The organism is Kitasatospora sp. NPDC002227 (assembly GCF_040296285.1).
In the GTDB taxonomy this organism is placed as follows: domain Bacteria; phylum Actinomycetota; class Actinomycetes; order Streptomycetales; family Streptomycetaceae; genus Kitasatospora.
In genome coordinates this window covers 31,845-57,861 of the sequence record NZ_JBEOWY010000052.1, presented here as the reverse complement: position 1 = coordinate 57,861, position 26,017 = coordinate 31,845, and the positions used below count along the sequence as shown (strand labels likewise).

The window sequence follows — 26,017 nt, the reverse complement described above, 5'->3', positions numbered from 1 at the left end:
CTCAACTGTGCGGTGTTCTACCTGGTCTTCGGTGTCATCCTGAAGAGCCGTGACGGCATCCCGGTCTACATCGCCTGGCTGTGCGTCGGCGTGTTTCCTAGGTGTTGCAACTGGCGGTGGGCTCTCAGGGTGCCCAGTTGGTCACCTGGGCCACCGCTGCCGTCCAGCTGAAGCCCATCGAGGCGCCGAGCAGCAGGACCAGGTCGCCCTTGCGGCCGCGGCCGGTCTCCATCAGCTCGTGCAGGCCGAGGAGCTGGTCGGCGCCGCCGACGTGGCCGACGTCCAGGCCCCAGTCGTGCATGGTGCGGTCGGCCTCGATGCCCAGGGGCTTGTGGAACTGGGCCTCGGCGAAGGGGGTGCCGAAGTTGGCGTGCACCAGGTGGTTGATCTCGCCGAGGGTGGCGCCGGCCTCCCGCAGAGCCGCGCCGACCACGGTCAGCATCCGCTCGGCCAGGCCGGCCATCGCCGCCGCCGGGTTGGCCTCCTTGGCGAACCAGGCCATCTTGCGGCCGCGGATGTCCACCGGTCCGGGCCGCTCGAACGGGGTGTCCGTCCAGCCGTCGTAGCCGCGGCAGACCGGCTCCAGCTCGGGGATGGAGACGGAGGTGCTGGCCAGCAGCTGCAGCGGGCCGCCGTAGCGGGAGAGGACGAGGGCCGCCGCGCCGTCCCCGAAGACGCCGTTGTTGTCGGATCGCCAGCGGTCGAAGCGGGGCATCCGGAAGGCGTCCGCGCAGGTCACCAGGACGGCCCGGTGGTCCGGGTGGGAGGCCAGGTGGCCGGCGGCGAGGTCGAGGCCGGCCAGGCCGCCGTTGGCGCCGGGGGAGATGTCCAGGGCCAGGGCGTTGCCGCCGAGCACCTCGCGCTGGACGTAGTGGGCGGGCGTCCACATGTCCTGGCCCTGGTGGTACATCGAGGCGTGCAGGACCAGTCCGAAGTCGGGCGTCTTGTGTCCGCTGCGCCGGACGGCTCTGGAGGCCGCGGCCACCGCCATGTCGACGGCGGGCATCCCGGGCGGGGCGGCCGTCACGGCGCGGATCTGGTAGTCCAGGAAGTCCTGCTGGTCGTAGGCGCCGGAGGCGGCCGCGTCAGCCGCGCTGACCGTCGGCGGCAGGTAGGCACCCAGACCGGCTATGTAGAGATTGTCCCATCTCATGCTGCTCCTAGGGCAGTTCGGTTGTGGGAAAGGAACAGGCCGCCGGTTCCGCCAGGGGGATGGGCGGAAGCGGCGGCCTGGGTCGGTGGCCCGGTGGGGCCGTCAGTGGGCGGTGATCTGCTCGGCGGCGGCCGGGTCCGGCTTGCCGAGGCCGCGGAAGCCGACCAGACCGTTGACGATGCTCAGGCCGAGCATCACCAGCAGGGCGGTGGCCGCGATGCTGATGCCGCTCACCAGCGAGGCGTTGGCGCTGTGGCCGGTGGCCAGCTGGTGGGTGACGCGGTTGTTGAAGACGGTGACGGCGATCGCCAGGCCGAAGGCGGCGCCCAGCTGGGTGGAGGCGTTGAGCAGGGCGGACGTGGTGCCCGCGTCCTCCTCGGTGGCCTGCGAGGTGCCGACCACCGGGGTGGCGATCAGGCAGAGCACCAGACCGACCCCGAAGAGGCCGGAGAGCGGGAGCATGAAGCCCCAGAAGCTGCTGTGCTGCGGGATGCCGATGGCGACGGCCAGCGTGCCGCCGAGCACCGCGGTGCCGACCAGGTACATCGGGCGGGCGCCTACCTTGGTGATCAGCTGGGAGGCGATCGGCGCGCAGATCATCAGGCCGAGGCTGGTCGGGATCCAGGCCAGACCGGTCTGCAGGGTCGAGTAGCCGAGCACGTTCTGCAGGTAGAGCGGGATGAGGAAGAAGAGCGGCATCATCAGGCCGGCGGTCAGGAACTCGCCCAGCGCGCCGGAGACCACGGCCCGGCTGCGGAACAGCCGCAGCGGGACGAGCGGGGCGGAGCTCTTGCTCTCGACCACCACGAAGGCGATCAGGAGGACGATCGCGGCGGCGAAGCAGCCGAGCGTGGTCGCCGAGCCCCAGCCGTGCTGGTCGGTGGTGACGATGCCGTAGACCAGCAGCAGCACCCCGCCGGTGGCCGTGACGGCACCGACCAGGTCGACCGGCTGACGTGCGCCGGTGCGGGTGGAGCGGGCGACCAGGGCCACCGCGCCGAGACCGACCACCAGGCCGACCGGCACGTTGATCCAGAACGCCCACCGCCAGTCGGCGTTGGCGATCGCGCCGCCGATGATGGTGCCGACGCTGGCGCCGATACCGATCACCGCGCCCCAGATGCCGAACGCCTTGCTGCGCTCACCGGGGTCGGGGAAGGAGGTGACGAGGATGGAGAGCGAGGCGGGCGACAGGGCGGCCGCGGCGATGCCCTGAGCGGCCCGCGAGGCCAGCAGCTGGCCCTCGCTGTGGGCGAAGCCGGCGGTGAAGGACGCGATGGTGAACACGGCCAGACCGCCGATGAACATCGCCTTGCGCCCGATCACGTCGGACAGCCGGCCGCCGAGCAGCAGCAGACCGCCGAAGAGCAGGACGTAGATGTTCATGACCCACTGGAGGCCGGTGGTGGACAGGCCGATCGACTCCTTCAGCCGCGGGCCCATCACGTTCACCACCGAGGAGTCGATGGCGATGATGAACTGCGCGAGGGAGACGACGATCAGCACCCACCACCGCTTGGGGTTCGCTTCCACAGCGGCGGCTCCTGGCGCCTGGTCGGCGGAGGCCCCGGAACCAGGGCCTGAGGCACGCGCTGCCTCGGCGGACTCGGTCTTCATGGTGGCTGCTCCTTAGACGGATGACGGTGGAGGACGGTCGCCTTCGTCACGGTAGGCAGACGCTCTGTAGCCGCGCTAAAGCGCTGAGTTGACCATCCGTTGACCATACGTGTGCTGATCATCCGTACCCGGCGCGGTCGTACAAGACGGGCTTTAGCGCCCCCGCCAAGGCTGGGCCCCGGCTCTGTGGGACTCCAGGAGAGGGAAGGCGATGACAGCTGCACTGAACACCCAGGTGTGTGTGGTGGGAGGCGGCCCGGCGGGTCTCGCCCTCGCGCTCGAACTCGCCCGGTACTCCCGCGAGGTGGTCGTCGTCGAGCAGAGCGGCCACTTCAACCGCTCGTTCCGCGGGGAGTCCATCTCGCCCGACTCGGTCTGGATGCTCGAACAGCTCGGCATCCTCGACCAGGTCAGACACAGCACCCTGCGCACCGAGCGCACCGTCATCACCGACGGCGGCCGCGACGTGCTCTCGGCCGACTTCGCCGACTTCGACGAGCCCAGCCGCTTCCCGATGGAGCTGCCGCAGCCCGTGCTCCTGGAGGCACTGGCCGCCGAGGCGGCGTACCACCCCGGCTTCTCGCTGCTGCGCCGCACCACCGCGACCGGGCTCGTCTACGACGGCGAGCGGATCGCCGGCGTCTCCTGCACCGGCCCGGACGGGCCGCTGGAGATCCGGGCCAAGCTGGTGGTGGCGGCCGACGGCCGGTTCAGCAAGATCCGCGAGATGGCCGGGATGCGCTACGACAAGATCCCGCTGGAGCGGGACTTCGTCTGGTTCAAGGTGCCGATCCCGGAGGGCTGGGACGGCCACACCCTGCGGGTGCGCATCCTGGGCGACCGGCACGGCCTGTTCATCCCCACCGTGCCCGACCTGATCCGGATCGGCTTCAACATCCCCAAGGGCGGCCTGCGCGAGCTGCGCAAGGAGGGCATCGGCGCGCTGCACCAGCGGATCGACGAGCTGGCCCCCGAGCTCTCCCAGGGCGTCCGGGAGCACGTCAAGGGCTGGTCCGACACCTCGATGCTGGACATCTTCACCGCCGTGGTGCCCGAGTGGTCGATGCCGGGCCTGGTGCTGATCGGCGACGCCGCCCACACCCTCACCCCGGTGCTCGGCCAGGGCGTCAACCAGGCCATGGTGGACGCGATCACGCTCGCCCCGCTGGTCAACCGGGCGCTGTCCTCCGTCGACCCGTACCGGGCGCTGGACGCGGCAGGCCGCACCTTCCAGGCCGCCCGCGAGGAGGCCGTCTCCACCGCCCGGCGCCTCCAGATGCGCCAGGAGCGCGCCTTCGCGCTCTCCCACCCGCTCGCGGTCGCGCTGCGCCGGGCGGTCTACCGGGTGGTCTCGCTGAGCCCGGCCCTGAAGCGCACGATCGTCGGCGGCGTCTACTACCAGCTGCAGGAGCAGGTCCGCCGCAGCGGCAAGCCGCTGGAGCTGGCCCCGACCGCCCGGCCGGTCGCCGCTCCCGCCCCCGTGGCGGACAACGCCCGCTGAAACAGCGCCACTTGACGCCTTCCCCGCCCGCCGCCACGAACGGAGAGCCCCGATGACCGGAGCCGAGCCGCAGGACTTCCCCTTCGAACGCACCTCGCCCCTGCACCCCTGCCCGCACTACGCCCGCCTGCGCGAGGAGGCGGCCCTGACCGCCGTCAGGATGCCCAGCGGCGACGTCGGGCACCTGGTCACCCGGTACGAGGACGTCCGCTCGGTGCTCTCGGACCCGCGCTTCAGCCGGGCCGCCACCATGGCGGACGGCGCCCCGCGCTACGGCCCGGCGCCGCAGAAGTTCAAGACCCTGCTCAACATGGACGACCCGGAGCACAGCAGGGTCCGCCGGCTGGTCTCCCGCGAGTTCACCGTCCGCCGGGTGGCCGGGCTGCGCCCGCGGATCCAGGAGTACACCGACCGGCTGCTCGACGAGATGGCGGCCACCCCGGGCCGCGAGATCGACCTGGTCAAGGCCGTCGCGTTCCCGCTGCCGGTCCTGATGATCTGCGAGCTGCTGGGCGTGCCGTTCGAGGACCGCGAGCAGTTCGCCGAGTGGTCCGACGCCTTCATGGCGATCACCGCCCGCTCGGTGGAAGAGATCCTGGCGGCCCAACGGGCGCTGTACGTCTACCTCTCCGGCCTGATCGTGGCCAAGCGCGAGAAGCCGGGGCAGGACCTCCTCTCCGCGCTCACCCAGATCTCCGACTCGGACGACGGCCGGCTCAGCGAGGAGGAGCTGACCTTCCTCGGCGTCAGCCTGCTGCTGGCCGGGCACGAGACCACGGCCAATGCGATCGGCAACAGCATGCTGGCGCTGCTGACCCACCCGGAGCAGCTCGAAATCCTCCGCAAGGAGCCCGAGTTGATGCCCGGCGCGGTGGAGGAGCTGCTGCGGTTGTTCCCGCCCGGGGACGAGACCCTGCTGCGGATCGCCCTGGAGGACGTGGAGGTCGGCGGCTCCCTGGTGAGGGCCGGCGAGGCCGTACTGCCCTCGCTGGGCTCGGCCAACCGGGACGAGCGCCACTTCGAGAGCTCCGAGGTCTTTGACGTGCGCCGCCAGCAGGTGGACCACATGACCTTCGGCCAGGGCGCCCACTACTGCCTCGGCTCCGGCCTGGCCCGGGCCGAACTCCAGATCGTCATCGAGTCGTTGATCACCCGCTTCCCCACCCTCCGGCTGAACGCGAAGCTGGAGGAGATCCCCCGCCACACCGGCCGTCTCGTGCACGGTGTCAGCCGGCTCCCGGTGGCGTGGTGAACGGCCGTCTCTCGGGGCTGCTCCGGGTCGGGCCCTCGCTGGCCACGCTGGACCGGGACTACGCCCGGGCCGGACGTGTCGACAGCGCGGCTCCCGTCCAGGCGCGGCACCAGGTCGCCGTCGCCGCGCCACCGGGTCAGGTCTTCGCCCTGATCACCGACTTCGCCGGCTGGGCCGGCTGGTTCCCGGCGGTCTCCGGCATCGAGGTGACCCCCGGCCCGGTCCAGCCCGGGACACAGTTCCGCTGGCGCAGCGGGAAGGACCGCATCCGCTCGACCGTGGCCACGCTGATACCCGGGCAGGAGATCAGCTGGACGGGAGTCTGCTCCGGAGCCCGTGCCGTCAGACGGCACCTGCTCGCCCAGGCGGCCGACGGCGGCACCGTGCTGACCGTCGAGGAGTCCATGTCGGGTCTTCTGCTCACCCTGTTCTACGACAGTGACCGACTCCAACAGGCCACCGGCGCATGGCTGGAGGCCCTGCGGACCACAGCGGAAAGAGGTTGGCGAGATGGGCTTCAGCCCGGTCAGTCTGGGAGTTCGATTCCTGCTTGAACTGTCCGCCCTGGCGGCGTTCGGCTACTGGGGGTGGCGGACGGCGCCCGGGGGCACGCGGGTGATCGCGGCGATCGCGCTGCCGATCATCACGGCCGTCCTCTGGTCGGTCTTCGCCACCCCGGGAGACCCGTCCCGCAACGGCGGCACGGTGGTGGCCACTCCGGGGCCGCTGCGGTTCCTGCTGGAGCTGGTGATCTTCTTCGGTGCGGCCTGGGCGCTGTACCACGCGGGGGCGAAGACCCCGGCGATGGTGCTCGTGGTCATCCTGGTGATCTACCACCTCACGGCGCTGGACCGGGTGTTCTGGCTCTTCCGCCACTGAAGGCAGCCACGTTCAGTTGCACCACCCAGGGGCGCGGGGAACTGCGCGCGCAGGCATGCACGGAGTTGCATGGCCGGTCGCGCAGTTCCCCGCGCCCCTTGATAGTGCAACTCACCCTTTAGTCACGGGCGACAAGGTTTCAGGGCCACCCATCCGAGCTCCGAGAGCCAGAGCGGGGAGACTCCCTTGACCATCGCCACCAACGAAGCGACCGTGCAGGAACGGCTGCGAGCCCTGGCCGCCGACGGCGGACTGGCCGTCCACTACCCGGCGGTTGCGCCGCTGCTCTCCGGCGCCGGCCCGGAGGACGTCGCCCGCGCCGGGCGCCAGCTCTCCCGTCTGAAGCCGGCCGAGGTGCTCGAGCTGCACCCCGGCACCGACACCGTGGCCGTCGCGGTGACCGGCTCCTCGACCCTGGGCGGCCTGCTGCCCGCCCTCACCGGGGAGTTGGCCCGGCACAGCCTGCTGCTCGACCCCTGGGTCGGCGACTTCGACGGCTGGATAGCCGAACTGCAGGACACCACCAGCGAGTTGTACCAGGCCAAGGCCGACCTCACCCTCTGCGTGCTGGACGCCGCCGCCGTACTGCGCTCGCTGCCGAACCCTTGGCAGGCCGCCGACGCCGCCACCGCGACCGCCGCCACCCTGGCCCAGGTGGACCGGCTGGCCGCGCACTACCTGGAGCACGGCACCGGCACGCTCGTCCTCAACACCGTGCCGCTGCTGCGCACCTGGACCCACCAGCTGGTCGACCTCGCCTCGCGGGCCGAACTCGGCGTGATCTGGCGAGAGTTCAACACCGGCCTGCTCAAGCTCGCGGCCAAGTACGAGCGGGTCGTGGTGCTCGACCTGGAGCCGCTGCTGGCCGAGGCCGGCCCGGTCAACGACCCGCGGCTGGCGGTGTACGCCAAGGCCGAGTACAGCGACGAGCTGCTCGGCCGGTACGCCCGCGAGGTCGGCCACCTGGCCCGCACGGTCAAGGGCCGGACCAAGAAGGTGCTGGTGGTCGACCTCGACAACACCCTGTGGGACGGCATCCTGGGCGACGACGGCGCGGACGGCATCGCGGCCGCCGTGACCTTCCGGGGCGAGGCCTTCGGGAAGTTCCAGCAGCTGGTCAAGCAGATCGGCTCCCAGGGCGTGCTGCTCGCGGTGAGCAGCAAGAACGACCAGGAGCCGGTGCTCGACGTGCTGGGCAACCACCCGGACATGGTGCTGCGTACCGGGGACTTCGTCCGGATCAATGCCAACTGGCAGCCCAAGGACGCGAATCTGCAGGACATCGCGCAGCGGCTCAACCTCGGTGTGGACAGTTTCGTCTTCGCCGACGACTCCTCCTTCGAGACCGGCCTGGTGGCCAGCTCGCTGCCCCAGGTGGCGGTGGTCCGCCTCGACGAGGAGCCGGCCCTGCACGTGGCGAAGCTGCTGGCGGACAACTGGTTCGACGTCCGGGCGCTGACGGCGGAGGACCGGGCCCGGGCGGGGCTGTACCGCAGCGAGGAGGCCCGGCAGACGCTGCTGGAGAGCACCGGCTCGATGGCGGAGTACCTGGCGCAGCTCGACGTCACGGTGGACCTCTCCCCGGTGCGCGAGCACGAGATCGCCCGGCTCGCCCAACTCACCCTGCGTACCAACCAGTTCAACCTGACCACCGAGCGCCTGCAGGTGGCCGACGTACGGGAGCGCCTCGCCGACGACGCCCAGCTGGTGCTGGCCGTCCGTACCGCCGACCGGTTCGGCGACCAGGGGCTGGTGGGCGGGGTGTTCGCGCACACCGAGGGTGACACGCTGCGGATCGACAACGTGATCCTCAGCTGCCGGGTCTTCTCCCGCGGCATCGAGCAGACGGCGATCGCCACCGTGCTGGCCGAGGCGGCCGGGCGGGGCCTGCGGCGGGTGACGGCCTCCTACCGGCCGACCAAGAAGAACCACAAGGTGCGGGAGTTCTACCCCTCGGTCGGGTTCGTCCGCGACGGCGGCTCCGACGACGAGCCCGACTTCTCGCACGACCTGGCCGAGCGGCTGGAGGTGCCCGGCCATGTCCGGGTCGCAGCCCGCTCCTGAGCCCGAGGAGCCGGCCTCCTGGTCCTGGTGGCGCGGCATGGTGGTCTTCGGCATCTTCCACGGCTACGCCAACGAGGACCTGGCCGCTCTGGTCCTCGGCCTGCGAGGACCGGCCCCCGGCCACCCGGAGCGGCCGGTCCCGTGGCTGCCTCCGACGGAGGAGGAACGCTCCCTCTGGGCGCGAGCCACGCAGCAGTGAGAGGCGTGCAACTGACTGGTCCGCCGCAAGGGCGCCTAAAGCCCTTCGGCGGAGCATCACACCTGTTGGTCCAGATCCGACGGCCTGCCGTCGGCGAAGTCAGAGGCGAGGGGAAGACGTTGACGGGTTTCGAGACATTCACCGAGCTGGTGCTGCACCGCACGGCGGATCTTGGCGACAAGGACGCCTTCATCTTCCTGCACGACAACGCGGCCGGCTCCGGTGCCGAGCACCTCAGCTACACGGGCCTCGACGCCGAGGCCAAGCGGATCGCCTCCTGGCTGCAGGCCCAGGGTGCCGAGGGCGGCCAGGTGCTGCTGCTCTACCCCTCCAGCGCCGACTTCGTGAAGGCCTTCACCGCCTGCCTGTACGCCGGCTCGGTGGCCGTCCCGGCCCCGCTGCCGGGCGACCAGGGCCACCACTTCGCCCGGGTCTCCGGCATCCTGCGCGACGCCGAGGTGAAGGCGGTGCTGACCGACAGCGCCAACGAGCCGAACATCAGCGCCTGGCTGCGCGAAGCCGGCTTCACCGACGTGGCCTGCCTGGCCACCGACCTGCCCGGCCACGGCGACGCGGCGGCCTGGAAGGCCCCGCGGCTGACCCCCGAGTCGCTGGCCTTCCTGCAGTACACCTCGGGCTCGACCAGCAGCCCCAAGGGCGTGATGGTCTCGCACTTCAACCTGCTCTCCAACGAGGCCGCGATCCAGCGCTCGGCGGGCAGCGGTGCGGACGACCGGCTCGGCGGCTGGCTGCCCTTCTACCACGACATGGGCCTGATCGGGCACATCCTGCAGCCGCTCTGGCTGGGCAGCTCGGCGGCGCTGATGTCCCCGGTGTCCTTCCTCAAGCGGCCGTTGCGCTGGCTGCAGATGATCGACCAGTACAAGGTGGCCATCGGCGGCGGTCCCAACTTCGCCTTCGACCTGTGCGTGCGCCGGGTCACCGACGAGCAGCTGGCCACCCTGGACCTGTCCAGCTGGAAGGTCGCCTGCAACGGCGCCGAGCCCGTCCGGGCCGAGACCATCCGGGCCTTCACCGAGCGGTTCGCCCCGGCCGGCTTCGACCCGGCGGCGTTCTTCCCCTGCTACGGCATGGCGGAGACCACCCTGCTGGTCTCCGGCACCCCGTACGGCCAGGTCCCGCTGGTGCGCCAGGCGGACATCGCGGCCCTGGAGCTCGGCACCCTGCGCGAGCCCGCCGAGGGCGCCCCGGCCCGCACGCTGGTCTCCAGCGGGGTGATCCAGCCGCAGGACTTCGAGGTGCGGATCGTCGACCCGCAGGAGCACACCGAGCGCCCCGAGGGCGGGGTCGGCGAGATCTGGGTCAAGGGCGACAGCGTGGCGAGCGGCTACTGGAAGCGCCCGGAGACCAACAAGGAGATCTTCCAGGCCGTGATCGAGGGCGGTGGGGACGGCCCGAGCGGCGGCTGGCTGCGCACGGGTGACCTGGGCGTGCTGGAGAACGGCCAGCTCTACGTCACCGGCCGGCTCAAGGAGATGATCCTGATCAACGGCCGCAACATCTACCCGCACGACGTCGAGCGCACCGTGCAGGCACTGGACCCGGCGCTGGCCCCCGGCAACGGCGCGGTCTTCTCGGTGGACACCGGCGAGGAGCACCTGGTCATCGTCCAGGAGATCAAGCCCAACTCCCCTTCGGCGGCCGACCTTCCGGCGCTCGCCGCGCAGGTCCGCACGCTGATCAGCAAGGAGTTCACCGTCGCGGGCAGCGTGGTGCTGGTCAAGCCGGGCACCATCCGCAAGACGACCAGCGGCAAGCTGCAGCGCACCCTGATGCGCCAGCTGCTGATCGAGGGCAAGCTCACCCCGCTGCACGAGGTGCTCGAGGACGGGGTCAAGGCCCTGGTGGACGCCGCCGCGCTGGCCACGGTGGGCTGACATGGACCACGCTCCCTACCTGCTGGCCGAGCAGCTGGAACACGACCTCGGCGACCCGGAGGGCCCGGGCGTGGTGTTCAGCCACGCCAACTCGCTGGCCCTGGACGAGACGGAGGAGTTCCCGGCCGCGATCTGCCGGCGGCTGGAGGAGCTCGGCGTCCACGAGTACTACGTCCCGGCGCAGTACGGCGGGCGGCTGGAGTCCTACGAGCAGGTGCTGCAGCTGATCCGCACGGTGGCCCGGCGCGACCTGACGGTGGCGATCGGGCACGGCAAGACGTACCTGGGCGGGGTCTGCGTCTGGGTGGCGGGCACGCCCGAGCAGGCCACGGCGCTGGGCGCGGACATCAAGGCCGGGCTGCCCGTCTCGCTCGGGCTGACCGAACGCGCCCACGGCAGTGACCTGTTGGCGGGCGAGGTGCAGGGGGTGCCGACCGGTGACGGCGGCTACCTGGTCTCCGGCGAGAAGTGGCTGATCAACAACGCCACCCGGGGCAGCCTGCTCTCGCTGCTGACCCGCACCGACCCGGAGGCCGGCCCGCGCGCCTTCAGCGTCCTGCTGGTCGACAAGCGGGCCATTCCGCAGGCGAGTTACCGGCACCTGCCGAAGATCCACACCCACGGCATCCGGGGTGCGGACATCTCCGGCATCACCTTCACCGAGGCGCCGGTGCCGGCCGGGGCCGTGGTCGGCGAGGCCGGCACCGGCATCGAGGTGGTGCTCAAGGCCCTCCAGCTGACCCGCACCATGTGTGCCGCGCTCTCGCTCGGCGCCGCCGACCACGCGCTGGCGATCGTGCTCGACTTCGTCGAGGAGCGCGAGCTGTACGGCCGCAAGCTGGTCGAACTCCCGCAGGCCCGGCACCTGTTGGCCGGAGCCGCCGCCGACGTGCTGCTGGACGAGGCGCTCTCGCTGGCCGCCTCGCGCAGCGTGCACACCCTCACCGAGGAGCTGTCCGTCACCTCGGCCGTCACCAAGTACCTGGTGCCCACCGGCACCGAGGGGGTGATCGCCGACCTCACCAAGCTGCTCGGCGCCCGCGCCTTCCTCAAGGACGTGCACGCCCGGGGGATGTTCCAGAAGGTCGACCGGGACCACCGGATCGTCGGCCTGTTCGACGGCAACACCCTTGTCAACCTCAGCTCCCTGGTGAGCCAGTTCCGCTCGCTGGTGCGCGGGTACCGCCGGGGCACCGGCGGACTCGACGGTGCCGGTGCGGCGTACGACCTGGCACGGCCGCTGCCGCCCCTGGCGCCCGAGCGGCTCTCGCTCGTCGCCCGGTACGGCAGCGGCGTCATCGCCTCGCTGCCCGGCTCCGTCGAGGCGCTGCGCGAGGCGGCCGACGCCAACCCGGCGTACAAGCCCGCCCTCGCGCACGCCGAGCGGCTGCTGGCCTTGGTCGGCGAGGTCCACGAGGCGATGGAGACCCACCAGAACGCGCTCACCGACATCCCGCCGGCCGCCTTCGAGGCCGCCCGCCGGTACGCCCTGTGCTTCGCCGCCGCCGCCGCGCTCGGCATCTGGCGGCACAACCACCAGGCGGCCGAGCAGGGCCGGACCAAGGGGCTCTGGCAGGACGGACTCTGGCTGAGAGCCGCGCTCGCCCGGGTGCTGACCCGGCTCGGCGAGCCCACCGACGACCGGGACGCCGCCGAGGCGCTCCTGGAGCAGGTCAGGGCGGTGCGCGGCGAGGGGCTGCTCCCCTCGCTCCTCCCGCTGGCCCTGAAGCACAAGGACGAGGGGACGTCATGCTGAATCAAGCCGCCGACCACGTGGTCGGCCCGGACCTCGGGGCGGAGGCCCGCGCCGTCGCCCGGGTGGCCGAGATCGAGCGGGCCTTCGGGGACCCCGCGGACGCCACCAACCCGGTCGGGTTCGCCCGGCTGCTGGAGGCCGACGAGGCCGGGGAGATCTCGACCGAGGGCGAGAAGATCCTCGACGAGCTGGTCTTCAACGCCGAGTTCGTGCCCGTGGCCCTGGGCGGCCGGCTGGAGCAGCTGGACACCCTCACCAGGGTCGTCCGCCAGGTCTTCCGCCGGGACATCGCGCTGGGCCTCGGCTACGGCGTGACCTCCTTCATGGCCTCGGTCAACGTCTGGGCCGCGGGCAACCCGGACCAGCAGCGCCGCCTGGCGGACATCCTGCTGCGCGGCGGCAAGGTCTCGGTGGCCTACCACGAGCTGGCGCACGGCAACGACTTCGTCCGCAACGAATTCCGGGCCGACCCGGCGCCGGAGGGCGGGTACGTCCTCGGCGGCGAGAAGCAGGTCATCAACAACGCCGCCCGCGCGGCTGCCTGGCTGCTCTTCTCCCGCACCTCGGACGACCCGGGCAGCCGCAGCCACTCCGTGCTGATGGTCGAGCGGGCCGGGATCGACACCGAGCGGCTGCGGGTGCTGCCCCGCTACGGCACCGTCGGGGTGCGCGGCTGCCACCTCTCCGGCCTGGACTTCGACCAGGCCCCGGTCGGCCCCGAGGCGCTGGTCGGCGCCGAGGGCCAGGGCGTCGAACTCGCCCTGCGCTCCTTCCAGATGACCCGCAGCGCGATCCCCGGCATGGCGCTCGGCGCGGCCGACACCGCGCTGCGCACGGTGGTCGGCTTCGCCCTCGGGCGCCAGCTGTACCGCAAGTCGGTGATGGAGATCCCGCACGCCCGGGCCACCCTGTCCACCGCCTTCCTGGACCTGCTGATCAGCGACAGCCTCTCGCTGGTCGGCACCCGCGCGGTGCACCTGCTCCCGGACGAGACCAGCGTCTACGCCTCGGCGGTCAAGTACCTCGTCCCGAAGATCCTCACCGAGACGATGTACGAGCTGTCCATCGTGCTCGGCGCCCGGTTCTACGTCCGCGAGGGTGAGTTCGGGATCTTCCAGAAGCACGTCCGCGACCTGCCGGTGCTCAGCCTCGGCCACGCCGGTTCGGCCGCCTGCCAGGCCACCATCATCCCCCAACTCCCGCGCCTGGCCCGGCGGTCCTGGTTCAAGGCCGAGCCCGCGCCCGCCGAGCTGTTCCAGCCGCGCACCCCGCTGCCGCCGATCCGCTACGAGCAGCTCGCGCTGGCCACCGGCCGCGACAGCCTCTCCGCCGCGCTGGTGGCCGCCGTCGACCAGCTGCCCACCACCAACCCGGAGGAGCGGGCGATCCAGAGCCTGGCGCTGCGCCTGATGGACGAGCTGCGCCAGCTCCAGGAGGCCGCCCTCCAGCTCTCCCCGCAGGACCGCACCGCGCTCGCCAGCCCGAGCAGCTTCTCGCTGGCCGACCGCTACGCGGTGCTGCTCGCCGCCTCCGCCGTGCTCGGCGTCTGGCGCGAGGCCCGCGGCGGTGGCGATCCGTTCCTGGCCGACCCGGCCTGGGCCGCCGCCGCCCTGCACCGCCTGGCCCGCCGGCTCGGCCACCAGCCGCCGCCGCTGCCCGCCTCCTGCGAGGAGCGGCTGCACGAGGAGGTCGTCCGCCGCTTCACCGAGCACCGCAGCTACGACCTGTACGACACGCCCCTCGCGGGCTGAACCCGTCATCTGAAAACGACCCGAGGAGCTCACCATGTCCGTCCCCACCACCAACCGGCCCGCAGGCGGGGCCGGGCACACGGCCGAGTCCCTGACCGTCTGGCTGGCCGACCGGATCGCCGTCTACCTCAAGCGCAACCCCTCCGAGATCGACCCGACCGTCCCGCTCGCCGAGTACGGCCTCAACTCCGTGGCGGCGCTGGGCCTGTGCGGCGACATCGAGGAGGACTTCGACCTCATCCTGGAGCCCACCGCGGCCTGGGACTACCCGACGGTCGAGGCGCTGGCGGGGCACCTGCTGGACGAGTTCGCCGCCCAGGCCGCCGAAGGCGCGCGATGAGCAGTCCCGAGGAGAAGACCGGGCCGGACCGCCGCATCGCGGTGGTCGGCCTGGACTGCCGCTTCCCCGGTGCGCCTGACCCCGCCGCCTACTGGGAGCTGCTGATGCGCTCCGGTGACGGCGTGGGCCAGGTGCCCGGGACCAGATGGTCGGGCAGCGACTTCTACTCGCCCGAGGGCGCGGAGGGCCGGACCAACACCACCGAGGGCGGGTTCATCACCGACCCGGACGTCTTCGACAACGAGTTCTTCACCATCTCGCCCCGCGAGGCCGCCGCCATGGACCCGCAGCAGCGCCTGCTGCTGCACACCGCCTGGCGGGCCCTGGAGAACGCCGGGGTCGCCCCGAGCAGCCTCGCGGGCACCCGCACCGGCGTCTTCGTCGGCATCATGGGCAACGAGTGGGCCCAGCTGCACCTGACCGACTACGACCGGATCACCGCCCAGGTCGGCTCCGGCAACGGCTACTGCATGACCGCCAACCGGATCTCCTACCACCTCGACCTCAAGGGGCCCTCGCTCGCGGTCGACACCGCCTGCTCCTCCTCACTTGTCGCCGTCCACCTGGCCGGCAACGCGCTGCTCTCCGGCGAGTGCGACTACGCGCTGGCCGGCGGGGTCAACGTCCAACTCACCCCGGCGCTCGGCATCTTCTACACCCAGGCCGGGCTCTCCGCCCCGGACGGCCGGTGCAAGCCGTTCAGCTCCGAGGCCAACGGCATCGGCCGCGGCGAGGGCGTCGGCGTGGTCGTGCTGCGCCGCCTGGAGGACGCGCTGGCCGACGGGCAGCAGGTCTACGCCGTGATCCGCGGCACCGCCGTCAACCAGGACGGGCGCAGCAACGGCATCACTGCCCCCAACCGCTGGTCCCAGCAGGAGGTGCTCGCGGCCGCGTACGCGCGGGCCGGGGTGGAGCCCGCCGACGTCGCCTTCACCGAGGGCCACGGCACCGGCACCGAGCTCGGCGACATGATCGAGGTCAAGGCGCTCGGCGGGCTGCACGCCCGCCGGGAGAAGCCGATGGCGCTCGGCTCGGTCAAGGGCAACCTCGGGCACACCGAGGGCGCGGCGGGCATCGCCGGGCTGATCAAGGTCGCGCTGTCGCTGCACCACCGGGTCGTCCCGGCCAGCCGCTTCGCGACCAAGGAGAACGCCAAGCTCAACCTCACCAGGCACGGCCTGAAGCTGCTCAAGGCGCCCCTGCGGCTGCCCGCCGGCAGCACGGTGGCGGGCCTGTCCAGCTTCGGCATGGGCGGCACCAACGCGCACGCGATCCTGGAGTCCGCCCCGCCGAGCGCGGTGCGCCCGGCCGGCGCCGGCGACTCGGTCGGCGTCTTCACCCTGAGCGCCACCAGCCCGGAGGCGCTGGCCCGCAACCTGCTGGCCCAGGCCGCCGAGCTCGGCCGCCGACGGGTGCCGGTCGGCCCGGTCTGCTGGAGCAGCAACCGGGTCAAGGGCGGCCACCGGGTCCGCTTCGCGGTGCCCGCCACCGACACCGCCGAGCTGGCGGCGAAGCTGCGCGCGGCCGCCGAGGACGAGGACGTGCTCGCCCAGCTGGCCGCCCAGCCGGCCGGGCGCCCCCGTACCGCCCTGTTCTTCACCGGCCAGGGAGCGCAGACCCCGGGCATGACGGCCCGGCTGTACCGCGAATCCCCGCGCTACCGGGCGTACCTGGAGGAGGCGGACACCGCGCTGCGCCCGCACCTGGACGAGTCGGTGCTGCAGCTGATCCTGGCCGGGGACGAGCGGGTGCACCTCACCCGCTACACCCAGCCGGCCCTGTTCGCCGTCGGCTACGCGCTCTCCCGCACCCTCGGCGAGCTGGGCGTCGCCCCGGCGCTGCTGCTCGGCCACAGCGTGGGCGAGTACGCGGCGGCCGTCACCGCCGGGGTGTTCGGCCTCGAGGAGGCGGCCCGGCTGATCGCCGCCCGCGGCGCGCTGATGCAGGCCCTCCCGGCCGGGGGCGGCATGCTCTCGGTGCAGGCACCGGTCGCCGAGGTGCGCGAACTCATCGACGCCGAACCGCTGGTGGGCATCGGCGCGGTCAACGGCCCGCAGGGCACGGTCCTTTCGGGCGACTTGAAGGCGCTGGAGCGGATCGCCGCCGTGCTGGCGGAGCGTGCGGTCGAGACCAAGCCGCTGCAGGTCTCGCACGCCTTCCACTCCCCGCTGATGCGGCCGATGCTGGAGCGCTTCGGCCTGATCGCCGAGGAGGTCGGCGGCGGCATCCCGCAGTTGCCGGTGTACTCCACCGTGCGGGGGCGGCTGCTGCGCGACGACGAGCCCATGGACGCGGCGTACTGGGTCGAGCACGTGGGCGCCCCGGTGCTCTTCGCCGAGGCCGCCGAGCGGCTCTTCGAGGCCGGGCCCACCCATGTGGTGGAGATCGGCCCGAGGCCGGTGCTGAACGGCCTGGTCCGCCGGCTGCGCCCGCCCGCCGGGTTGCGCACCCTGCACCCCGCCCAGGCCCCCAAGGGCGAGCAGCCGGGCCTGCCGCACCTGGCCGAACTGCTCGCCGCCCTGCACCGGGACGGCCAGGCGGTCGACTGGGACGCCTTCTACCCGGAGACCGACCGGCAGGCGCTGCGCCTGGCGCCGTACGTCTTCTCCGACGCCCACCGGTACTGGAGCAAGCCCGTCCGCCGGGGCGCCCCCGCCGCCGCCGAGCCGGTGGCCGAGACCCCGGTGGCGGCTCCGCAGCCGGCCACCACCCGGCTCACCCTCGGCCGGGGCGCCGGGCTGACCGGCCCGACCGCCGAGGCGGTGCTCGCGGCCGTCGCCACGGTCGGCGGCTACGCCGTGAGTGAGCTCAATGCGCACTCCCGGCTGTACGAGGACCTGGGCTTCGACTCCGTCATGGTGATGGAGCTCAAGACCAGGATCGAGAAGAAGCTCGCCCTCCCCGAGGCGATCCCGGTGCAGGACCTGCTGCCGCACCTGGGCTCGGTCGGCACCCTGATCACCTTCTTCGAGGAGCGCCGCAGCCGGGTCACGGTGGCGTCATGAGCACGGGAAAGGACACAGCGATGAACGAGGCCTACATCGCCTCGATCGGGACGGCCCTGCCGGGCGCGCCCGTGGACAACGAGCAGCTGGCCAAGGCCCTGGGGGTCAACCAGGAGTGGGTCGAGCTCTTCATCGGCACCAGGACCAGACACTTCGCCCGGGACATCGGCACCAACGAGGTGCGCTGGTCGCTGGCCGACCTCGCGGCCCAGGCGGGGGAGAAGGCGATCGCCTCCGCCGGGATCGACCCGGCGCAGATCGACTTCATCGTGATGGGCACCGCCACCCCCGACACGCTGATGCCGGCCACCGTCAACCACGTCGCCGACCAGCTGGGCCTGGACCAACTGCCCACCTACCAGCTGCAGTCGGGCTGCGCCGGGGCCGTCCAGGCGCTCGAACTCGGCCGCACCCTGGTCACCGCCACCGGCGCCACCGGCCTGGTGATCGGCGGCGACGTCTGCAGCAAGCACCTCGACCTGCGCCGCGACCTGACCGACGCGCCCTCCAGCGAGCTGGTCAACTTCGTGCTCTTCGGCGACGGCGCGGGCGCCGCGGTGCTCACCCCCGAGCCGATCGGCCAACGCGTCGCGCTGCGCCGGGTGCTGAACCGCCTCACCGGCCTCGGCCGGGCGCCGGGCCAGACCATCGAGTGGTTCGGGGTGGCCGACAAGGACACCGACAAGCAGGCGATCAACGAGGACTACAAGGCCATCGAGGAGTCCGTCCCGGTGATGGCGGTGGAGATCCTCTGGGAGCTCCTCGGCGAACTCGACTGGTCGGTCGAGGAGTTGAACTACATCCTGCCGCCGCAGCTGTCCGGCCGGATGACCAGCCTGATCTACGACCGGCTCGACATCCCGAACGTGCGCGAGATCTCCTGCGTGGCCGACACCGGCAACAACGGCAACGCGCTGCCCTTCCTGCAGACCGAGCGGCTGCTCGCCGAGATGAAGACCGGTGAGAAGGCCCTCGCCGTCGCCATCGAGTCCAGCAAGTGGATCAAGGGTGGCTTCGCCCTCGAAAAGCTGTAACTCCAGAAGACCCTAGGGAGCCCCACATGAGCATCACCACCGAGGAGTTCGTCCAGCTGGTCAACGACGACATCGGCATTCCGGTCGAACTCGCCGAGCTGGAGGCCGACTTCGACGCGCTCCCCGGCTGGGACTCGCTGCACCTGCTCAAGCTGGTCACCGCGCTGGAGAAGGCGACGGGCCAGAAGGTCCCGGTCGGCCGCCTGCTCGAGGCCCGCTCGCTCGGCCAGATCCACCGACTGGCCATCGCCTCATGACCGCCGGCCAGGTGAGCACCGAGCCGGTCAGCACCCGCCGGCACACGCTCTTCTTCCTGGAGTACGCGGCCGACCAGCGCCCGGTCTACCTCGACACCGAGGTGGACATGAGCCTGGTCACCGCACACCGGGCGCGAAGCGAACGCCGGTACTCCCTGGTCAGCTACCTGCTGCTCGCGGTCGGCGAGGTGCTGGGCCGCCACCCGGAGGCGAACGCGGTGCTCGCCCCCGGCTGGCCGTCCCGGTTCAGCACCCCGAAGGTCACCCGCTTCCCGTCCGTCACCGCCAAACTCGCCCTCGACCGCCCGGTCGAGGGGCAGCGCACAGTGCTCTCCGCCCTGCTGCCCGGTCTGGAGCACCAGACCCTGGCGGGCATCCAGGACACCGTCGACCGCTACCGGGGGCCGGACGCCGCCGACCTCCCGGAGTTCGCCGCCGTGCGCAAGCTCGGCAAGCTGCCCGCCCCGCTCGGCCGGCTCGCCTTCACCGCCGCGCTGCGCCGGCCGGCGCGCCGGGCCCAGATCCTCGGCACCGTCGCCGTCAGCTCGCTCGGCCACCGCCCGGTGGACGGCTTCCACTCGGTCGGCGGCACGGCCGTCACGATCAACGCCGGCCGGATCACCGACCGCCCGGTGGCCCGGGCCGGCCAGGTGGTGATCGCCCCGGTGATGCGGCTCGGGCTGGCCTTCGACCACCGGGTCGTCGACGGTGCCACCGCCGCGGACGTCCTGGGCGATCTCAAGAAGACACTGGAGGAGTTCCATGACCGGAGCGGAGACGGCCGCGGCGAAGCCGTTCGGCCCACCGATCAGGATCAAGGGGCGGACCGGCCCCTGGCCGCCCGTCCTCGGTAGCGTCGCCCGGCACGGCACCGCCCTGGTCTACGCCCACCTGGAGGACTGGCGCCCCGACAAGGCGCCGGGCCCCCGGCTGCAACGCCTGCTCGGCCGGGACTGGTCCAAGTACCTGGAGCTGACCCACGCCGACGTCCGGGTCCGCTTCGCGGCCTCCCGCATCCTGCTCAAGACCGCCGTCGGCAAGCTCTACGACGTCGGCCCCGAGGAGGTCGAGCTCGGCTACCGGGAGAAGGGCCGCCCCTTCATCCGGGGCAACGACTCGGTGGACGTGAGCATCAGCCACACCGACGGCCTGCTCCTGGTCGGCCTCTCCACCCAGGGCCAGATCGGCGTGGACGTGGAGCCGGCCGACCGCGAGCTGTACGCCCAGGGCCTGGCCCGGCACCTGTGCACCGAGGCCGAGCTGGCCCGGGTCGAGGCGCTCCCGCTGGAGCGCCGCAACGCCGAGCTGATCCGGATCTGGACGCTGAAGGAGGCGTACACCAAGGCCATCGGCACCGGCCTGATGTCCTCCTTCGGCAGCTTCAGCGTGGACGGCGGCGGTGGCTGCCAGGGCCTGCGCGGCCCGGACGGCACGCTGGCCGACACCGGCCGCTGGTCCTCCCAGACCTTCACCGACGACCCCGACTACGTGCTGAGCGTGGCCGTGGTCGACTCCGGCTTCGGCACCGACACCAAGACCACCACCCGCCTGGACGAAGGCCTCTTCGAGGCACTGATCGACGCCCTCGGCGAGGAGGAACCCGAGTACGGCGGCGCCGCCGACTGGTGAGGAGATCCGAGATGAGCATCACCGCGCACGAAGCCCCGCCGGACATCTGGACCTGGCGCCACCCCGAGGGCCGCCTGCTCAGCGCGGTGGTCGGCGTCGGCGCGCTCGCCACCGCCACCGCGCTGGCCGGGCCGGTCACCTGGACCTTCTGGGCCGGGCTGATCGGCCCGGACCTGGCCTTCCTCAAGGGCAGGGGCCGGCCCACCAAGGGCCCCGGCTACGTCCCCACGGAGACCGTGGGCCTCTACAACGACCTGCACCACCCGATCGCCCCGGCCGCCACCATCGCGCTCGGCCTGGTCACCCTCAACCAGCCCCTCGTGGTCGGCGGCCTCGGCTGGCTGGCCCACATCGCCATCGACCGGGCCACCGGCATCGGCCTGCGCCACCCGGACGGGCACATCCACTGACGACTTGTCGGAAGGTCAGCCATGTACGACTTGGACGAACTCAAGGCCTACGCGCGCCTGCACGCCCGGGGCCAGGGCGTCGACGCCCGGCGGGTCGCCGAGGTCCTGGACCGGATCACCAACGACACGCCCGGCGACGAGCACTCCTGGGCGCACGTCTGGCACGCCGTCGGCGACGCCCTGGCCGCCCGGGGCCGGGAGCTGGAGGCCTGCGCCCACTACGCGACGGCCCGCTTCCCCTACCCCTCGGACGAGCCCCGCGCCGAGGCCCAGCGCGCCGCCGTGGCCGCCTTCGACCGCTGGCGCAGCGCGCACGGCGGCATCGAACCGCTGGAGGTGGCCGTCCCCGGCAAGGGCAAGGTCCGCGCCTGGACGGCCGGCCTGGACGCGGCCGACCCGCGCCCGCTGATCGTGGTGATGGGCGGCATCGTCTCAACCAAGGAGCAGTGGGCCCCGCAGCTGCCCAAGTTCGCCAAGCAGGGCTTCGCCGCCGTGGTCACCGAGTTCCCCGGGGTGGGGGAGAACGGCCTCACCTACGACGCCGACTCCTGGCGCCTGCTGCCCGCCCTGCTCGACGCCCTGCAGGGCCGCGCCCGGCTCACCGACGTCTCGCTGCTCACCCTCAGCTTCAGCGGCCACCTCGCGCTGCGCGCCGCCGCCACGGACGACCGGATCGGCCGGGTGCTGACCGTCGGCGCGCCGGTCTCGGCCTTCTTCACCGACGACGAGTGGTGGGAGACCAGCGTCCCCGCCGTCACCAAGCAGACCCTGGCCCACCTCACCGGCATCACCGACCCGGCCGCCCTGCGCGCCGAGTTGCACGGCTGGGCCCTGACCGAGGAGGAGCTGGACGCCGTCCAGGTCCCGGTCGGCTACGTGGTCTCCACCCGGGACGAGATCATCCCGCGGGCCGACAGCAAGCTGCTGGCCGACCGGATGCCTCAAGCCCGCTTCAAGGAGTTCGACGACGTGCACGGCTCGCCGGACCACCTGGGCGAGATGCGGCTGTGGCTGATGCACGCGCTGCTCAGCAGCCAGGGCATCGAGGACCACCGCACGGCGGCGCTCGAAGTCGGCCTCGGCCTGCACAAGCTCGCCGCCATCATCCAGGACGAGAGGGGCATCAAGGACGAGCGGGCCGGCAGGTCCTCCTAGCCGTACATCCGGCGCATGGTGAAGTCCACCATCTGCTCCACGGCCTTCGCATCGAAGACCATGCGGTGTTCGCCCTCCATGTCGAGGGCGAACCCGTAGCCGGTGGGCAGCAGGTCGAGCACCTCGGCGCCGGAGACGCTGAAGTGCTTGGAGTCCTTGCCCGCGTACCGGCGCAGCTCCTTCAGCGAGGAGAACATCGGGATCACCGGCGTCGGCGTGTTGTGCAGCGCCAGGAAGCCCGGGCGGTCGCCGCGCGGGCAGTGCACCTTGGAGGTGATGAAGATCGCCTGGAAGTCCTCGACCGGCATCGAGCCCGTGGTGAACGCCCGGACGGCGTCGGCGAGGGTGGGCGGCGAGGGTTCGGGGTACAGGGACTGCTGGGGCACACCCTGCTGCGGGTCGCCGTACGGGCCGGGGCCGGGCATGCCACCCTGCTGCTGGTAGGGGGCGCCCTGGTACCCGGTCTGCTCGTAGCCGTACACGTGCCCAAGGTTAGCGGCCGACGTGACCACCTTCATAGCGCGCTTCGGCACGCTTTTAGCCCCTGGCCTCTTGAACAAGTTACTTACGGGTAGCATCATGATGTCTACTGGTGGGTAAGTGGGGCGCTCGAAGCGGCGTTCCCCCGGAAGCGACGAACCGGAGAAACGGCCATGGGTCACTACAAGTCCAACCTGCGGGACGTGGAGTTCAACCTCTTCGAGGTGTTCGGCCGCGACCAGGTGTACGGCACCGGTCCGTTCGCCGACATGGACGTCGACACCGCGAAGAACATCCTCAGCGAGATCGCGCGCCTGGCCGAGAACGACCTGGCCGCCTCCTTCGTCGACGCCGACCGCAACCCGCCGGTCTTCGACCCCGAGACCAACACCGCGCCGATCCCGGCCTCGTTCAAGAAGAGCTACCAGACCTTCATGGACGCCGAGTGGTGGCGCCTGGGCATCCCGGAGTCCATCGGCGGCCAGGTCACCCCGGCCTCGCTGATCTGGGCCTTCGCGGAGCAGATCCTCGGCTCCAACCCCGCCATCTGGATGTACTCCTCCGGCCCGGCCTTCGCCGGCGTCATCGCGGACGAGGGCACCGAGGAGCAGCTCAAGATCGCCCAGCGGATGACCGACCGCCTGTGGGGCTCGACCATGGTCCTCACCGAGCCCGACGCGGGCTCCGACGTGGGCGCCGGCCGCACCAAGGCGATCAAGCAGGAGGACGGCTCCTGGCACATCGAGGGCGTCAAGCGCTTCATCACCTCGGGCGAGCACGACATGTCCGAGAACATCATCCACATGGTGCTGGCCCGCCCCGAGGGCGGTAAGCCGGGCACCAAGGGCCTCGGCCTCTACATCGTGCCGAAGTTCGACTTCGACTGGGAGACCGGCGAGCTCGGCGAGCGCAACGGTGTCTACGCCACCAACGTCGAGCACAAGATGGGCCTCAAGGCCTCGAACACCTGCGAGATGACCTTCGGTGCCAAGCACCCGGCCAAGGGCTGGCTGCTGGGCGAGACCGTCGACGGCATCCGCCAGATGTTCAAGATCATCGAGTTCGCCCGCATGATGGTCGGCACGAAGGCGATCGCCACCCTCTCCACCGGCTACCTGAACGCTCTCGAGTACGCCAAGGAGCGCGTGCAGGGCGCCGACATCTCCAACTTCCTGGACAAGAACGCCCCGCGCGTCACCATCACCAACCACCCCGACGTCCGCCGCTCGCTGATGACGCAGAAGGCGTACGCCGAGGGCATGCGCGCCCTGGTGCTCTTCACCGCCTCCACCCAGGACGACGTGATGGCCGCCCGCCTGCGCGGCGAGCACGACGAGGCCGCCGAGCGCCTGAACGACCTGCTGCTGCCGATCGTCAAGGGCTACGGCTCCGAGAAGTCCTACGAGCAGCTCGCGCAGTCCCTGCAGACCTTCGGTGGCTCCGGCTACCTGCAGGAGTACCCGATCGAGCAGTACATCCGGGACGCCAAGATCGACACCCTCTACGAGGGCACCACCGCGATCCAGGGCCTGGACTTCTTCTTCCGCAAGATCGTCAAGGACGGCGGCCAGGCGCTCACCGCCGTCTCCGAGCAGATCCAGAAGTTCCTCGGCGCGGCCTCCGGCGGCGACGCCCTGGCCACCGAGCGCGAGCTGCTCGCCAAGGCCGCGGGTGACCTGGAGGCCATCGTCGGCAAGCTCCTGGCCGACCTCTCCTCGGTCGAGCAGGACGTCAAGAACATGTACAAGGTGGGCCTCAACACCACCCGCCTGCTGATGGTCTCCGGCGACGTGGTGGTCGGCTGGCTGCTGCTGCGTCAGGCCGTCGTGGCCCTGGCCAAGCTCGAGGCCGGCGCCTCCGAGAAGGACGTCCCGTTCTACCAGGGCAAGGTCGCCGCGGCCCGCTTCTTCGCCCGCAACGTCCTCGCCACCACCGCTGCCCAGCGCCTCATCGCCGAGGGCATCGACAACGAGATCATGGAGCTCTCCGAGGACGTGTTCTAAGACCTCCTGACCCACCCTCAGCACGGAGGGGGTCTACGCACAGCGCGTAGACCCCCTCCGTGCTTGTGCGACCATCGAGTGCCGGGCCATCTCCCCACGGTCCGTCGTGGCCCTTCACCGTTGTGTCACCGTTGTTGAAGACAACCTCGACGTGTCCGTGTACGGGCATATGCTCGGGGTCGGAGACCGGGTTCCCCGTCCGGCTTTCAGCCCTCCCTCAACCCAGGAGCAGCATGTCGACCGCCGCCCGCCCGGCCCACTTCGACCGGGCGCACACCGACGACCTGATCGCCTTTCTGAGTGCGTCGCCGTCGCCGTTCCACGCCGTGGCGAGCGCGGCAGAGCGCCTGGAGAAGGCGGGCTTCCGCCGGGTGGCCGAGACCGACGCGTGGGAGGCCGGTACCGGCGGGCGGTACGTCGTCCGGGGCGGCGCGCTGATCGCCTGGTACGTGCCCGAGGGCGCCACCCCCGCCACCCCGTTCCGGGTGGTCGGTACCCACACCGACTCGCCGAACCTCCGGGTGAAGCCGGTGCCTGACACCGGGTCGGCCGGATGGCGTCAGATCGCCGTGGAGATCTACGGCGGCGTCCCGCTCAACACCTGGCTCGACCGCGACCTCGGTCTCTCCGGCCGCCTCGCCATGCGCGACGGCTCCACCGTGCTGGTCCAGATCGACGAGGCGCTGCTGCGCGTCCCGCAGCTGGCCATCCACCTCGACCGCCAGGTCAACGACGGTCTCAAGCTCGACCGCCAGCGTCACCTCACGCCGATCTGGGGCATCGGCGAGGTCTCCGAGGGCTCGCTCATCGAGTTCGTCGCCGAGCGGGCGGGCGTGGCCGCCGCCGACATCCTCGGCTGGGACTTGATGACCCACGACATCCAGCCGCCCGGCTACCTGGGCCGCGACAAGGAGCTCCTGGCCGGCCCCCGACTGGACAACCTGCTCTCCGTCCACGCCGGCGCCGCCGCCCTCGCCTCCGTCGCGGGCGAGGACCTCCCTTACATCCCGGTCCTGGCCGCCTTCGACCACGAGGAGACCGGCAGCGAGTCCGACACCGGCGCGCAGGGCCCCCTGCTCGGCAACGTCCTGGAGCGCAGCGTCCTCGCCCGCGGCGGCAGCCCGGAGGACCGCGCCCGCGCGCTGGCCGGCACCGTCTGCCTCTCCTCCGACATGGGCCACGCCGTCCACCCCAACTACAGCGAGCGCCACGAGCCGGGCCACCAGCCGCTCCCCAACGGCGGCCCGATCCTCAAGGTCAACGTCAACAACCGCTACGCCACCGACGCCCTGGGCCGGGCCGTCTTCGCCACCGCCTGCGAGAAGGCCGGCGTGCCGTGGCAGACCTTCGTCTCCAACAACGCCATGCCCTGCGGCACCACCATCGGCCCCATCACCGCCGCCCGCCTCGGCATCACCACCGTCGACTGCGGCATCGCGGCGCTCTCCATGCACTCCGCCCGCGAACTCTGCGGCGCCGAGGACCCCCACCACCTGGCGAACGCGATCCGCGCTTTCCTCCAGGGCTGAGGGGCACACCCTTTCGGCAAGCGGGTCAGCTGCACTATCTGCTTTCAGGGGCGCGGGGAACTGCGCGCTTTGGAAAGGCACTCAGGTGCCACCCTCCGCAGCGCG

22 protein-coding genes are annotated in these 26,017 nt (G+C 71.7%); 19 read left to right on the top strand and 3 right to left on the bottom strand.

All coding sequences use genetic code 11. The features are described 5' to 3' along the window. Nucleotides 1-124: 124 nt before the first annotated feature. Together ABT095_RS31995 and ABT095_RS31990 are read right to left on the bottom strand one after the other, a co-directional pair. Complete coding sequence (locus ABT095_RS31995) at nt 125-1,153, bottom strand: ketoacyl-ACP synthase III family protein (protein WP_350533065.1); 1,029 nt, start codon at nt 1,151-1,153, stop codon at nt 125-127. A gap of 102 nt (nt 1,154-1,255) precedes the next feature. Beyond that, on the bottom strand, nt 1,256-2,686 hold the full coding sequence (locus ABT095_RS31990; RefSeq protein ID WP_350533064.1) for a DHA2 family efflux MFS transporter permease subunit: 1,431 nt from the start codon (nt 2,684-2,686) through the stop codon (nt 1,256-1,258). 295 nt (nt 2,687-2,981) lie between these two features. Here ABT095_RS31990 and ABT095_RS31985 point away from each other — a divergent pair, with 295 nt between their 5' ends. The 17 genes from ABT095_RS31985 (at nt 2,982) to ABT095_RS31905 (ending at nt 21,900) form a co-directional block, all read left to right on the top strand. Continuing rightward, nucleotides 2,982-4,271 (top strand): FAD-dependent monooxygenase, encoded by a 1,290-nt coding sequence (locus ABT095_RS31985; protein WP_350533063.1) that lies wholly within the window; start codon nt 2,982-2,984, stop codon nt 4,269-4,271. A gap of 52 nt (nt 4,272-4,323) precedes the next feature. Further along, on the top strand, nt 4,324-5,523 hold the full coding sequence (locus ABT095_RS31980) for a cytochrome P450 (protein WP_350533062.1): 1,200 nt from the start codon (nt 4,324-4,326) through the stop codon (nt 5,521-5,523). Then, the gene (locus tag ABT095_RS31975) at nt 5,520-6,077 is read left to right on the top strand and encodes an SRPBCC family protein (protein WP_350533061.1); all 558 of its coding nucleotides are present in this window, start codon (nt 5,520-5,522) and stop codon (nt 6,075-6,077) included. The genes ABT095_RS31980 and ABT095_RS31975 overlap by 4 nt, the downstream gene beginning before the upstream one ends. Further along, a complete protein-coding gene (locus ABT095_RS31970) occupies nt 6,034-6,402 on the top strand; it encodes a YrdB family protein (RefSeq protein WP_350533060.1) in 369 nt (122 codons plus the stop codon). The genes ABT095_RS31975 and ABT095_RS31970 overlap by 44 nt, the downstream gene beginning before the upstream one ends. A 186-nt stretch (nt 6,403-6,588) precedes the next feature. Continuing rightward, a complete protein-coding gene (locus ABT095_RS31965) occupies nt 6,589-8,466 on the top strand; it encodes an HAD-IIIC family phosphatase (protein ID WP_350533059.1) in 1,878 nt (625 codons plus the stop codon). After that, the gene (locus ABT095_RS31960; RefSeq protein WP_350533058.1) at nt 8,441-8,665 is read left to right on the top strand and encodes a DUF6059 family protein; all 225 of its coding nucleotides are present in this window, start codon (nt 8,441-8,443) and stop codon (nt 8,663-8,665) included. Before ABT095_RS31965 ends, ABT095_RS31960 begins: the two co-directional genes overlap by 26 nt. Nucleotides 8,666-8,784: 119 nt before the next feature. Further along, nucleotides 8,785-10,563, top strand: coding sequence for a fatty acyl-AMP ligase (locus tag ABT095_RS31955; protein WP_350533057.1), 1,779 nt, complete (start codon nt 8,785-8,787; stop codon nt 10,561-10,563). Between the two features lies 1 nt (nt 10,564). Then, a complete protein-coding gene (locus tag ABT095_RS31950) occupies nt 10,565-12,319 on the top strand; it encodes an acyl-CoA dehydrogenase family protein (RefSeq protein WP_350533056.1) in 1,755 nt (584 codons plus the stop codon). Beyond that, on the top strand, nt 12,313-14,070 hold the full coding sequence (locus ABT095_RS31945) for an acyl-CoA dehydrogenase family protein (protein WP_350533055.1): 1,758 nt from the start codon (nt 12,313-12,315) through the stop codon (nt 14,068-14,070). Before ABT095_RS31950 ends, ABT095_RS31945 begins: the two co-directional genes overlap by 7 nt. Nucleotides 14,071-14,104: 34 nt before the next feature. Then, nucleotides 14,105-14,410 carry an acyl carrier protein gene (locus tag ABT095_RS31940; RefSeq protein ID WP_350533054.1) on the top strand — a complete coding sequence of 102 codons (306 nt, stop codon included), beginning with the start codon at nt 14,105-14,107 and terminating at the stop codon, nt 14,408-14,410. Beyond that, nucleotides 14,407-17,415: a type I polyketide synthase gene (locus ABT095_RS31935; RefSeq protein ID WP_350533053.1), complete on the top strand. Its 3,009-nt coding sequence runs from the start codon at nt 14,407-14,409 to the stop codon at nt 17,413-17,415. The genes ABT095_RS31940 and ABT095_RS31935 overlap by 4 nt, the downstream gene beginning before the upstream one ends. A gap of 20 nt (nt 17,416-17,435) precedes the next feature. After that, nucleotides 17,436-18,449 carry a 3-oxoacyl-ACP synthase III family protein gene (locus tag ABT095_RS31930; protein ID WP_350533052.1) on the top strand — a complete coding sequence of 338 codons (1,014 nt, stop codon included), beginning with the start codon at nt 17,436-17,438 and terminating at the stop codon, nt 18,447-18,449. 26 nt (nt 18,450-18,475) lie between these two features. Beyond that, nucleotides 18,476-18,706: an acyl carrier protein gene (locus tag ABT095_RS31925; protein WP_350533051.1), complete on the top strand. Its 231-nt coding sequence runs from the start codon at nt 18,476-18,478 to the stop codon at nt 18,704-18,706. After that, nucleotides 18,703-19,560 carry a 2-oxo acid dehydrogenase subunit E2 gene (locus tag ABT095_RS31920; RefSeq protein ID WP_350533050.1) on the top strand — a complete coding sequence of 286 codons (858 nt, stop codon included), beginning with the start codon at nt 18,703-18,705 and terminating at the stop codon, nt 19,558-19,560. Before ABT095_RS31925 ends, ABT095_RS31920 begins: the two co-directional genes overlap by 4 nt. Beyond that, the gene (locus ABT095_RS31915) at nt 19,469-20,335 is read left to right on the top strand and encodes a 4'-phosphopantetheinyl transferase family protein (protein ID WP_350533049.1); all 867 of its coding nucleotides are present in this window, start codon (nt 19,469-19,471) and stop codon (nt 20,333-20,335) included. Before ABT095_RS31920 ends, ABT095_RS31915 begins: the two co-directional genes overlap by 92 nt. 11 nt (nt 20,336-20,346) lie before the next feature. After that, nucleotides 20,347-20,745, top strand: coding sequence for a DUF4260 family protein (locus ABT095_RS31910; protein WP_350533048.1), 399 nt, complete (start codon nt 20,347-20,349; stop codon nt 20,743-20,745). Between the two features lie 21 nt (nt 20,746-20,766). Then, nucleotides 20,767-21,900 (top strand): alpha/beta hydrolase, encoded by a 1,134-nt coding sequence (locus ABT095_RS31905; protein WP_350533047.1) that lies wholly within the window; start codon nt 20,767-20,769, stop codon nt 21,898-21,900. Here the strand turns inward: ABT095_RS31905 and ABT095_RS31900 are convergent. After that, on the bottom strand, nt 21,897-22,382 hold the full coding sequence (locus ABT095_RS31900; RefSeq protein WP_502885075.1) for an SseB family protein: 486 nt from the start codon (nt 22,380-22,382) through the stop codon (nt 21,897-21,899). The two genes, ABT095_RS31905 and ABT095_RS31900, sit on opposite strands and share 4 nt — an antisense overlap. 171 nt (nt 22,383-22,553) lie before the next feature. On the opposite strand from ABT095_RS31900, the gene ABT095_RS31895 reads away from it, so the two are divergent. Both ABT095_RS31895 and ABT095_RS31890 read left to right on the top strand, forming a co-directional pair. Then, nucleotides 22,554-24,383: an acyl-CoA dehydrogenase gene (locus ABT095_RS31895; protein ID WP_350533046.1), complete on the top strand. Its 1,830-nt coding sequence runs from the start codon at nt 22,554-22,556 to the stop codon at nt 24,381-24,383. A gap of 233 nt (nt 24,384-24,616) precedes the next feature. Next, on the top strand, nt 24,617-25,912 hold the full coding sequence (locus tag ABT095_RS31890) for a M18 family aminopeptidase (protein ID WP_350533045.1): 1,296 nt from the start codon (nt 24,617-24,619) through the stop codon (nt 25,910-25,912). The last annotated feature ends 105 nt before the right edge of the window (nt 25,913-26,017 follow it).

Coding starts and splice junctions, on each gene's coding strand:
- ABT095_RS31995 (WP_350533065.1), bottom strand. CDS start 1,153: ATGAGATGGGACAATCTCTACATAGCCGGTCTGGGTGCCTACCTGCCG.
- ABT095_RS31985 (WP_350533063.1), top strand. CDS start 2,982: ATGACAGCTGCACTGAACACCCAGGTGTGTGTGGTGGGAGGCGGCCCG.
- ABT095_RS31980 (WP_350533062.1), top strand. CDS start 4,324: ATGACCGGAGCCGAGCCGCAGGACTTCCCCTTCGAACGCACCTCGCCC.
- ABT095_RS31970 (WP_350533060.1), top strand. CDS start 6,034: ATGGGCTTCAGCCCGGTCAGTCTGGGAGTTCGATTCCTGCTTGAACTG.
- ABT095_RS31960 (WP_350533058.1), top strand. CDS start 8,441: ATGTCCGGGTCGCAGCCCGCTCCTGAGCCCGAGGAGCCGGCCTCCTGG.
- ABT095_RS31950 (WP_350533056.1), top strand. CDS start 10,565: ATGGACCACGCTCCCTACCTGCTGGCCGAGCAGCTGGAACACGACCTC.
- ABT095_RS31945 (WP_350533055.1), top strand. CDS start 12,313: ATGCTGAATCAAGCCGCCGACCACGTGGTCGGCCCGGACCTCGGGGCG.
- ABT095_RS31940 (WP_350533054.1), top strand. CDS start 14,105: ATGTCCGTCCCCACCACCAACCGGCCCGCAGGCGGGGCCGGGCACACG.
- ABT095_RS31935 (WP_350533053.1), top strand. CDS start 14,407: ATGAGCAGTCCCGAGGAGAAGACCGGGCCGGACCGCCGCATCGCGGTG.
- ABT095_RS31930 (WP_350533052.1), top strand. CDS start 17,436: ATGAACGAGGCCTACATCGCCTCGATCGGGACGGCCCTGCCGGGCGCG.
- ABT095_RS31925 (WP_350533051.1), top strand. CDS start 18,476: ATGAGCATCACCACCGAGGAGTTCGTCCAGCTGGTCAACGACGACATC.
- ABT095_RS31920 (WP_350533050.1), top strand. CDS start 18,703: ATGACCGCCGGCCAGGTGAGCACCGAGCCGGTCAGCACCCGCCGGCAC.
- ABT095_RS31915 (WP_350533049.1), top strand. CDS start 19,469: ATGACCGGAGCGGAGACGGCCGCGGCGAAGCCGTTCGGCCCACCGATC.
- ABT095_RS31910 (WP_350533048.1), top strand. CDS start 20,347: ATGAGCATCACCGCGCACGAAGCCCCGCCGGACATCTGGACCTGGCGC.
- ABT095_RS31905 (WP_350533047.1), top strand. CDS start 20,767: ATGTACGACTTGGACGAACTCAAGGCCTACGCGCGCCTGCACGCCCGG.
- ABT095_RS31895 (WP_350533046.1), top strand. CDS start 22,554: ATGGGTCACTACAAGTCCAACCTGCGGGACGTGGAGTTCAACCTCTTC.
- ABT095_RS31890 (WP_350533045.1), top strand. CDS start 24,617: ATGTCGACCGCCGCCCGCCCGGCCCACTTCGACCGGGCGCACACCGAC.